Raw genomic sequence first — 8,186 nt, forward strand, 5'->3', positions numbered from 1 at the left:
ACGAGTGCCACCCACGCCCATTAATGAGAATCGTTATCATACACGCAAGGGGGTGGTTCCGGCGTCGACGCGTAACGTTAGATCACTGCTACCTATCGGCGACCTCGGCGCGAACTGCGTCCTGTCCGAACGCGCGCAGCGCTGCATCCGCCCGGCAGCGCTGCGCGACTAGCCCGCCGATACCACGCAACTGCAACGCAACTGCAACGTCTAGGAGTGCTCGGCGGACCGCTCGGTCTCGCCGCCGTATGCGGCGCCGGCGACCGCGGCCGATGCCCCGGCCACCGCGCCCATTGTCACGAGCACGCTACACGTGACCCGGTCGAGCAGCAGTCCGTCGTTGCGGCCGCCCCACCAGCGCGCGAGTCCATGCGTGCGACGGTGTCCCACCACGACGAGATCGACATTCAGTTCTTTGGCAAAGAACGGGATCTGATCCAGCGGCTCGCCGATCGCAAGGTGGCCCACCGCGCGAATTCCGCGCGCGGCGAGCTTTTGCAATCCTTCGTCGAGCAGCGTTTTAGCGGACTCGTTGATGAAATTCATCGGTATCGCGGACGTGATATCGGCGCCTTGCATCCAGGCCGAATTGTTGAGCACGGAAAGCAGGTGTACTTCCGCTTTGAGATCCTGCGCGAGAGTGGCACCGTCCTTCAACGCGTGTTGCCCTTCGCGTGTTCCGTCGTAACAGAGAAGAATGCGATTGAAGCACGACATGTCATGTCTCCCTGCACCGTGATTTCGCGGCGACACTATCAATTCAGTATATGTCAATCCGTGATATGTACAGCCGGCCGCAAATGCCCCGCAAACATATAAGGAATCGCTGAGGAAAGCGTAAAGCGCGCACTATTCGCGGTGCTCGGCGGTAGCCTCCGCCCGCTCACGATTCAGCGATATACGGCGGAACCGCTCACGCTGGCGTTCCTCGTTGAAGATGGACAGCGATGGTTTGACGAGATCGTGCCGCGACACGATACCGATCAGTTGATAGCCGGATTCATCGGCCACCACCGGCACGCGATCCAGCGAACGCGCGGCAAGACGCGCGGCGACATGCCGGCAGGTCTCGTCCGGCAGCGCGATTTCGAGCCGTTCGTTGGCGCACAGGTCGCCGACTGCCGCTGTCGCCGCGCCGTTGTCGAGCGCGTCGACCAGCTTGCGCCGATCCGCCATGCCGACGAGCCGCCCTGCACGCACCACCGGATAGGCGCGATGAACCTGGCTCGGTCCGAAGTGCTGCGCGAGCGCGTCCGCAACACTCAGACCCGCATCGATCGTCTTCACCGTACGCGTCATGACTTCGTTCACATGGTGACGTTCCAGCGGATCGATTCCGTACTCGCGATAGATGTGATAGCCGCGTCGCGCGATCTTCTCGGTCAGGATCGAGCGGCGCATAAAGACGACGGTAAAGCCGTACGAGACAGCCGCGGCGGTCAGAAGCGGCAGCAATGCATTGGCGTCGTGCGTCAGTTCGAAAGCGAACACGACGGCCATGATCGGCGCGCGCATCATGCCGCCGAGCGCCGCCGCCATGAATATCAACGGCCAGATCGCGGGGTCGCCGCCAGGCATCGCCGGCGCCAGCAGCGCGCCGACGCCCGCGCCCATCATCAGCAACGGCGCCAGCACGCCGCCCGACGTGCCCGAGCCCAACGCGATCACCCAGATCACGGCCTTCACCAGCACGATTGCCAACACGACGCCAACGGCCAGGTGATTCATCAGCAGATCGCCGATCACGTCATAGCCGACGCCCAGCGCGCGCGGCTGAAAATAGCCGCCGATACCTACCGCCAGACCGCCGAGCGCCGGCCACCACATCCAGTGAAACGGCAGCCGCGCGAATGCGTCCTCGACCTTATAGAGCCACGTCGACAAGCCCCACGACAGCGCGCCCGCAATCAATCCCGCAAGGGCGCACGAAGCGAGTCCGAGCGCGCCGAGCGGCAATGTCTGGAGTGGAAAGAGCGGACCGCTGCCCATCAGCAGCGGCCGCAAAAAGCCCGCTACCGCGCACGACACCGCGGCAGGCAGCAGGCTGCGTGGCCTCAATTCGAACAGCAGCAGCTCCACCGCGAGCAGCACGGCGGCCACCGGCGTGCCGAACACCGCGGTCATGCCGGCGACCGCACCGGCCACCAGCAGCGTCTTGCGCTCGCCGCTCGACAGATGAAAAAACTGCGCGATCAACGAACCCAGCGCGCCGCCCGTCATGATGATCGGCCCTTCGGCACCAAACGGGCCGCCGCTGCCGATCGCAATCGCCGAGGCCAGCGGTTTGAGCACCGCAACCTTCGGCGACATCTTGCTCTTGCCGAACAGGATCGCTTCGATCGCCTCCGGGATACCATGCCCGCGAATCTGCTCCGAACCGTAGCGCGCGATGAAGCCGACGATCAGACCGCCCAGCACGGGCATCGCGATCACCCAAAGCCCGAGCGTGTTGCCGGCGGGCGAGTTGTTCGCGATGGATAGCGTCTGAAAGAAGAACACGTTCGTAAACAGGCGGATCAGATGCAGCAGGAAATCGGCGGCGAACGTGCTGAGCATGCCGATCACCGCGGCAATTGCCGTGATTCGCAGAAGCCGGGTATCGGTGGCGAAGTCGCCCTTTGACTCATTCATCTGCACTGCCGCTCCTCGTTCTTTCGATGAAAAGCCCTCGACTTGCTCGCCACTGTTGCCGTCCAGCACGGCATCGTCGACGCTGCGGGGGCTGCTCGTTTATAGATCACGCTGTGATATATACTAACCGGTAAGCAATCGTCGCAACAAGCCGCAAGCGTGATTGCCCGTCCGTATTGCACTAAGCATGGGAGGTGCCCGATGGTCATCGATAACGACTTCGAAATCAGCTACCTGGTGTTCGCCTTTGGGTTGCTCGGCATCATTCTGATCGGCGGTCTGCTCGACAGATTGCACCTTCAGCGCCTGCATCCGCGGCTACTGGGTGCCACGCTGGGCGCGCTGCTCGGATTTGCGTTGATTGAAGCAGTGCCGCTGTTTACCTGAGCGGGCGGCTAGCGTCACCTGCTTCGCGCGCGGACTCGTTCATCGCTTGATGCATCGTCGTGCGCGGGCTACGAGTCGAGCCAGAGAAACAAAATATGCGCACCGCCTGCCTCGAATAGCGGTGTGCGCTGTGTCATCCGCGCAATGCATTTCTGATGCCGCGAATCAGCCGTGCATTTCACGAGTACCACGGTTGGAACCGATAACAGGTCGGGTACGGTGCGCGGTAGGCAATGGCTTCAGAGTCCCCAGATGATGTCCGCATCGCTTTCGCGCGCCGCGCGCATCATGTCGAGAAACGGCCATGCGCGTTGCGAAAGCCGGTTGTGCGACTCACGATGATTCTTTGGCGAGCAATGCAACGCTTCGAAAGTTGCTTCCACCGTCGCGTCCGCGGAGATCGCCGCTTCCAGCCGGTCGATCGCGTGCGGGAGTTCATCGTGCGTGATCACACCCCGTTCGCCAAGCCGCTTACCGATCAGGCCCAGCAGATATTGAGCGAGGTCTCTGAGCATCACGACATCCGGTGACGCCGTCGATTGAAAAGTGATCATCATGATGGCTCCTTTATCGAAATACGAAACAAACCGAACGCAGCTTGTCTCGGCCTTTCCCGATATTTTATATCACAACGTGATTAAAGAGCCGGTCCGTTACAGCGTTGGAGTTGACTTTGAACAGCGTTGGCCGGCTTTCAATCTCAGCAGACAACGGCAAATTTTTCCGCGGGGCACGACCTCAAACCCGGTTTTATATCATATTGAAATATAATCATGACCACACGGTATTCGCGTTGCCGGGGTTCGCCCGGTAATGTCGGGGCCGCCACAATCGACTACTTTCCGCACCCATTTTGTCCCGTACCTTCGTTCCTGGCTGGCTGTCCCGTTTTCTCCCCGCACCCGTCGCCGTGAAATGGCAAGAGCGTGCGCGCTCATGTGTGGGCGCACTGCTCGGTATCGCGTTCACCGGCGGGCTCATGTATCTGCTGCTCGGGCCCAGCGCGACTGTTCCGCTACTGGTCGCGCCAATGGGCGCCTCCGCGGTGCTGCTGTTCGCGGTGCCCGCCAGTCCGCTTGCGCAACCGTGGTCGATCATCGGCGGCAATCTGGTGTCCGCGACGATCGGCGTCACCTGTGCGCTGCTGATCGGCGATCCGACTCTCGCCGCCGCATTGGCGGTTGCGCTGTCGATCTGCGGGATGTTCGCGCTGCGCTGCGTACATCCGCCGTCCGGCGCGGTGGCGTTGACCGCGGTGCTCGGCGGCCCCGTCATTCATGCGCTCGGCTACCGGTTCGTGCTCGAACCCATCGCGATCCAGTCGGCCGCACTGCTGCTCGCGGCGCTGGTCTATCACGCCGCCACCGGCCATCGCTATCCGCATGCGGGCCGCCAGGATCGCGTCACCGCGAGCCAGGCCGCCGACGAAGCGTCGCGCGTCGGCTTCACGCGCGCCGATGTCAAAGCCGTACTGGGACGCCGCGATGAACTACTCGACATCGATCCGGACGATCTCTATTCCTTGCTGCGCGAAACCCAGCTGCAAGCGTTCTCGCGCAGCTTCGCCGAACTGCGCTGCGAAGACATCATGTCCCGCCATGTCGTCTCGGTGTCCGCAACTACCCGCGCCGGCGCCGCGTGGGATCTGTTCAGGCGCAACAAGGTGAAGGCGCTGCCGGTGGTCGACGCCAGCCAGCGGCTGATCGGCATCGTCACGCGCGCCGACTTCGTCGACAACAAAGGCTTTGGCGCGTTTGCGCCGATCGCCGGTTACTTCGACGGCTGGTTGCGCGGCGACAGGCTTCGCAGCGCGGATGTCGGCAGCGTGATGACGACCGAGGTCTGCAGCGTCAACGCGAGCGAGCCGATTACCGAACTCGTGCCGATGTTCGCGAACTTCGGCCACCACCACGTGCCGGTGCTCGATCACGCAGGGCGCGTGGTCGGCATGATCACGCAGGTCGATCTGATCGCGGGCCTTTACCGGCAAACCGTCGCGCCACCCCGCCGGACAGCGTGATCGCAGCACGGCGAAATAGCCCACGAAAGCAGGCCGACAGCATCACGCGGCGAAGCCAGCATTGTAAGAAGAGGCGCCGCGAACACATCATTACGTGATATATTTTGCGGTTTCCTCACATCGGCGGGACATCCAATGAAGGTACGGACTCGCGGACTGCGCAAAAGCGACTTCGAGCAACTATCGGAGTTTCGCTATCAGATGCGGCGCTTCGAGCGGTTCTCCGAGCAGGCCGCGCAAAACGAAGGCATTACGCCGCTGCAATACCTGTTGTTGCTGCATATCAAAGGTTACCCGCAGCGTGACTGGGCAACCGTCGGCGAATTGGCCGAGCGGCTTCAGGCGCAGCATCACGGCGTCGTCGCGTTGGTGTCGCGCTGCGAGGCGCTCAGTCTCGTGCGCCGGCAGATCAGCGAAACCGACCGCCGTCAGGTCGAGGTTCACCTTGAAAAAGCGGGCGAGCGAGTACTCGAGCGGCTCGCGGAGTTGCACCGGGCAGAACTGAAATCGCTCGAAGGTTCCTTTCAGATTCCACAGATCGACTTCGAATAACCATGAGTATGGATTCCCACAAGCGCGACTTTTCGGCCAACGCGCGACTGCCCGGCATCTTCGCGCTGGCGGCGGGTATCGGCCTGGTCAGCACGCTTGCCGCATTCGTCCTGCTGAACCTGATCCGGCTGTTCACCAATCTGTTTTTCTTCGGCACGCTGTCGTTCGTCGAACGCTCGCCTGCCACCAACACGCTCGGGCTATGGGTGATCGGCGTGCCGGTGGTCGGCGGGCTGATCGTCGGGTTGATCGCGCGCTTCGGCTCCGAGAAAATCCGCGGGCACGGCATTCCCGAAGCAATCGAGGCGATTCTGTTCGGCAAAAGCAAGATGTCGCCGAAAGTGGCGGTGCTCAAACCCTTGTCGTCAGGCATCGTGATCGGCAGCGGCGGACCGTTTGGCGCGGAAGGCCCGATCATCATGACCGGCGGTGCGCTCGGCTCGCTGATCGCGCAGTGCGTGAAGGTGACATCGGCGGAACGCAAGACGCTACTCGTCGCCGGCGCCGCCGCGGGTATGACCGCGGTGTTCGGCACACCGGTGGCGGCCGTGCTGCTGGCAGTCGAACTGCTGCTGTTCGAATGGCGCCCGCGCAGTTTCCTGCCGGTCGCGGTCGCCTGCGCGGTCGCCGGTTTCGCACGCGCGCTTTGCTTCGGCACAGGTCCGCTGTTTCCGCTTCAAACCGCCGCGCCGGACGGCTGGTCGCTGGTTTCCTGCGCGATCGCCGGCGTGCTGTCGGGTGCGCTCGCGTCGGGGCTGTCCGCCGCGCTCTATAAGGTCGAAGACCTGTTCGGCAAACTGCCGATCCACTGGATGTGGTGGCCGGCGCTCGGCGGCATCGTCGTCGGCATCGGCGGATGGCTCGAACCGCGCGCGCTCGGCGTCGGTTATGACGTGATCGGCGATCTGCTGCATCAGCACATTGCGCTGCAAATCGCGCTTGCGCTGCTCGCGGTCAAGGCCGTGATGTGGGTCGTTGCACTCGGCTCCGGCACGTCGGGCGGCGTGCTCGCGCCGCTGCTGATGCTCGGCGCCGGCCTCGGCACCGTACTCGCGCATTGGCTGCCGGGCAGCGAACCGGCGCTGTGGCCGCTCGTGTGCATGGCCGCGACGCTGGGCGCCACGCTCGGCGCGCCGCTGACGGCCATCGTATTCGCCTTCGGCCTCACCCACGACAGCAACGCACTGCTGCCTCTGTTGACCGCCACGCTGGTCGCGCACGGCTTCTCGACGGTGGTCATGCGCCGTTCGATCATGACGGAAAAGATTGCGCGCCGCGGCTATCACATCTACCGCGAGTACGGTGTCGATCCGCTGGAGCGCCACTATGTCGACGAAGTGATGACCGCGTCGGTCGAATCGATCGATTGCAGCAAGACGGTAGCGGACACGCTGCAAACGCTGTTCGGTGCGAACCAGTTGCGCCGCGCCTATCCGGTGGTGCGCGGCGGCGCGGTCATCGGCGTCGCCGACCGCGCGCTGCTCGAGCGGTTTTGCGCCGGCGACGAGCAACGCAAACGCGCGATGACGCTCGCCGACGTATTCGCGCAGCAGCATCCCGCCTTTGCGTTGCCGTCCGAAACCTGCCGGCTTGTCGCAACACGGCTTGCGGTGCTCGGCCTCGAACGTCTGCCGGTGGTCAGCGACCGCAACAGCATGCGTCTGGTCGGCATCGTGTCGCGCAGCGATCTGGTCAAGCCGTCACTCGCGCATTTCGAAGAAGAGCACAAGCGCGAGCGCTTCCGGCGCATTGCACCGCCGCTCGGAAAACGGCGCTTTGCACCGGTTCGCAAGGCCGGTTAAAGACGCCGCAAATGCGGGGATGAAAGGCCGAGGTGATTATTGGCCTCGGCCTTTCTCTTTTGTACGTCGGCTTATATGGCGGAGCACTTCGGTACGCACCCTTCTATTTGCCCGCGCCGCGCGACTCCACGCAACTCAGCACGAGCGTATCGCCCAATGTCGCGCCGGGAGCCAGCGCGGCGCTGTGAAACTCCGCGTTGTCGCAATGCCATTCGGCAAGAAAATCGCCGTGGCACGCGCTCGCCGCGCTGCCTTGATCCAGCCCCGGCACCGAATAGCCGCAACTGGACCGCCCATTGCAATGACGCGCGACCTCGCGAGTCAGGTTGCCGCGCGGCGCACCGCAGTTCGCACCGTACGTGCCCGACACAATCTGGATCGTGCGCTGTTCCGCGCCGACGTTTGCAGCCAGCAAGACCATGCACAACATCAGCGGCATCCAGCGGATGATTCCGCTGCGGAAAGCGGGCGCGCTTTCCGTATGGCGATTCGATCTCATCACTTTGCGCCTCCTTGCGAGCCGCGCGGCGCGATCGGTCAGCCGACGATGTCGACCTGATCGCAAGCGCCTGTTGCCCGCGCCGACGATTCGCTCCATACCCGGCAGTTCGTTCTGAGCGTTCCGAATGAGGGTCCTGTGGAGGACGCCAGAACACTTTAATGATAGGCCGCGGTGCACCTCATCACCTGTCTCGTGAACCGGGTCCCCCTATGCCGGTGGATATCCACCGGGATGTCGCTGACAACACGCTGTTCCGGTTCCTGGCGTGCGCGCGGACCCGCCGCCCGTGACC

8 protein-coding genes are annotated in these 8,186 nt (G+C 63.3%); 4 read left to right on the plus strand and 4 right to left on the minus strand.

The features are described 5' to 3' along the window. Positions 1 to 210: 210 nt before the first annotated feature. Positions 211 to 717: a universal stress protein gene (locus VGH68_RS04135; protein ID WP_331602226.1), complete on the minus strand. Its 507-nt coding sequence runs from the start codon at positions 715 to 717 to the stop codon at positions 211 to 213. Positions 718 to 849: 132 nt separating this feature from the next. Next, a complete protein-coding gene (locus tag VGH68_RS04140) occupies positions 850 to 2,631 on the minus strand; it encodes a chloride channel protein (protein ID WP_331602227.1) in 1,782 nt (593 codons plus the stop codon). A 201-nt stretch (positions 2,632 to 2,832) separates the two neighbouring features. Here VGH68_RS04140 and VGH68_RS04145 point away from each other — a divergent pair, with 201 nt between their 5' ends. Further along, positions 2,833 to 3,018 carry a hypothetical protein gene (locus VGH68_RS04145; protein WP_331602228.1) on the plus strand — a complete coding sequence of 62 codons (186 nt, stop codon included), beginning with the start codon at positions 2,833 to 2,835 and terminating at the stop codon, positions 3,016 to 3,018. Positions 3,019 to 3,257: 239 nt separating this feature from the next. Here the strand turns inward: VGH68_RS04145 and VGH68_RS04150 are convergent, their stop codons facing one another. Next, positions 3,258 to 3,575: a DUF1840 domain-containing protein gene (locus VGH68_RS04150; protein ID WP_331602229.1), complete on the minus strand. Its 318-nt coding sequence runs from the start codon at positions 3,573 to 3,575 to the stop codon at positions 3,258 to 3,260. Between the two features lie 296 nt (positions 3,576 to 3,871). Between VGH68_RS04150 and VGH68_RS04155 the strand changes: the two genes are divergently transcribed. From VGH68_RS04155 to VGH68_RS04165, 3 genes are all read left to right on the plus strand, one after another. Beyond that, positions 3,872 to 5,038, plus strand: coding sequence for an HPP family protein (locus VGH68_RS04155; protein WP_331602230.1), 1,167 nt, complete (start codon positions 3,872 to 3,874; stop codon positions 5,036 to 5,038). 135 nt (positions 5,039 to 5,173) lie between these two features. Next, positions 5,174 to 5,590, plus strand: coding sequence for a MarR family winged helix-turn-helix transcriptional regulator (locus tag VGH68_RS04160; protein ID WP_331602231.1), 417 nt, complete (start codon positions 5,174 to 5,176; stop codon positions 5,588 to 5,590). A 2-nt stretch (positions 5,591 to 5,592) separates the two neighbouring features. Then, positions 5,593 to 7,392, plus strand: coding sequence for a chloride channel protein (locus VGH68_RS04165; RefSeq protein ID WP_331602232.1), 1,800 nt, complete (start codon positions 5,593 to 5,595; stop codon positions 7,390 to 7,392). 103 nt (positions 7,393 to 7,495) lie between these two features. On the opposite strand, the gene VGH68_RS04170 is transcribed toward VGH68_RS04165, so the two are convergent. Beyond that, positions 7,496 to 7,891 carry a hypothetical protein gene (locus VGH68_RS04170; RefSeq protein WP_331602233.1) on the minus strand — a complete coding sequence of 132 codons (396 nt, stop codon included), beginning with the start codon at positions 7,889 to 7,891 and terminating at the stop codon, positions 7,496 to 7,498. Between the last annotated feature and the right edge of the window lie 295 nt (positions 7,892 to 8,186).

The organism is Paraburkholderia sp., assembly GCF_036488505.1.
Lineage (GTDB): Bacteria > Pseudomonadota > Gammaproteobacteria > Burkholderiales > Burkholderiaceae > Paraburkholderia.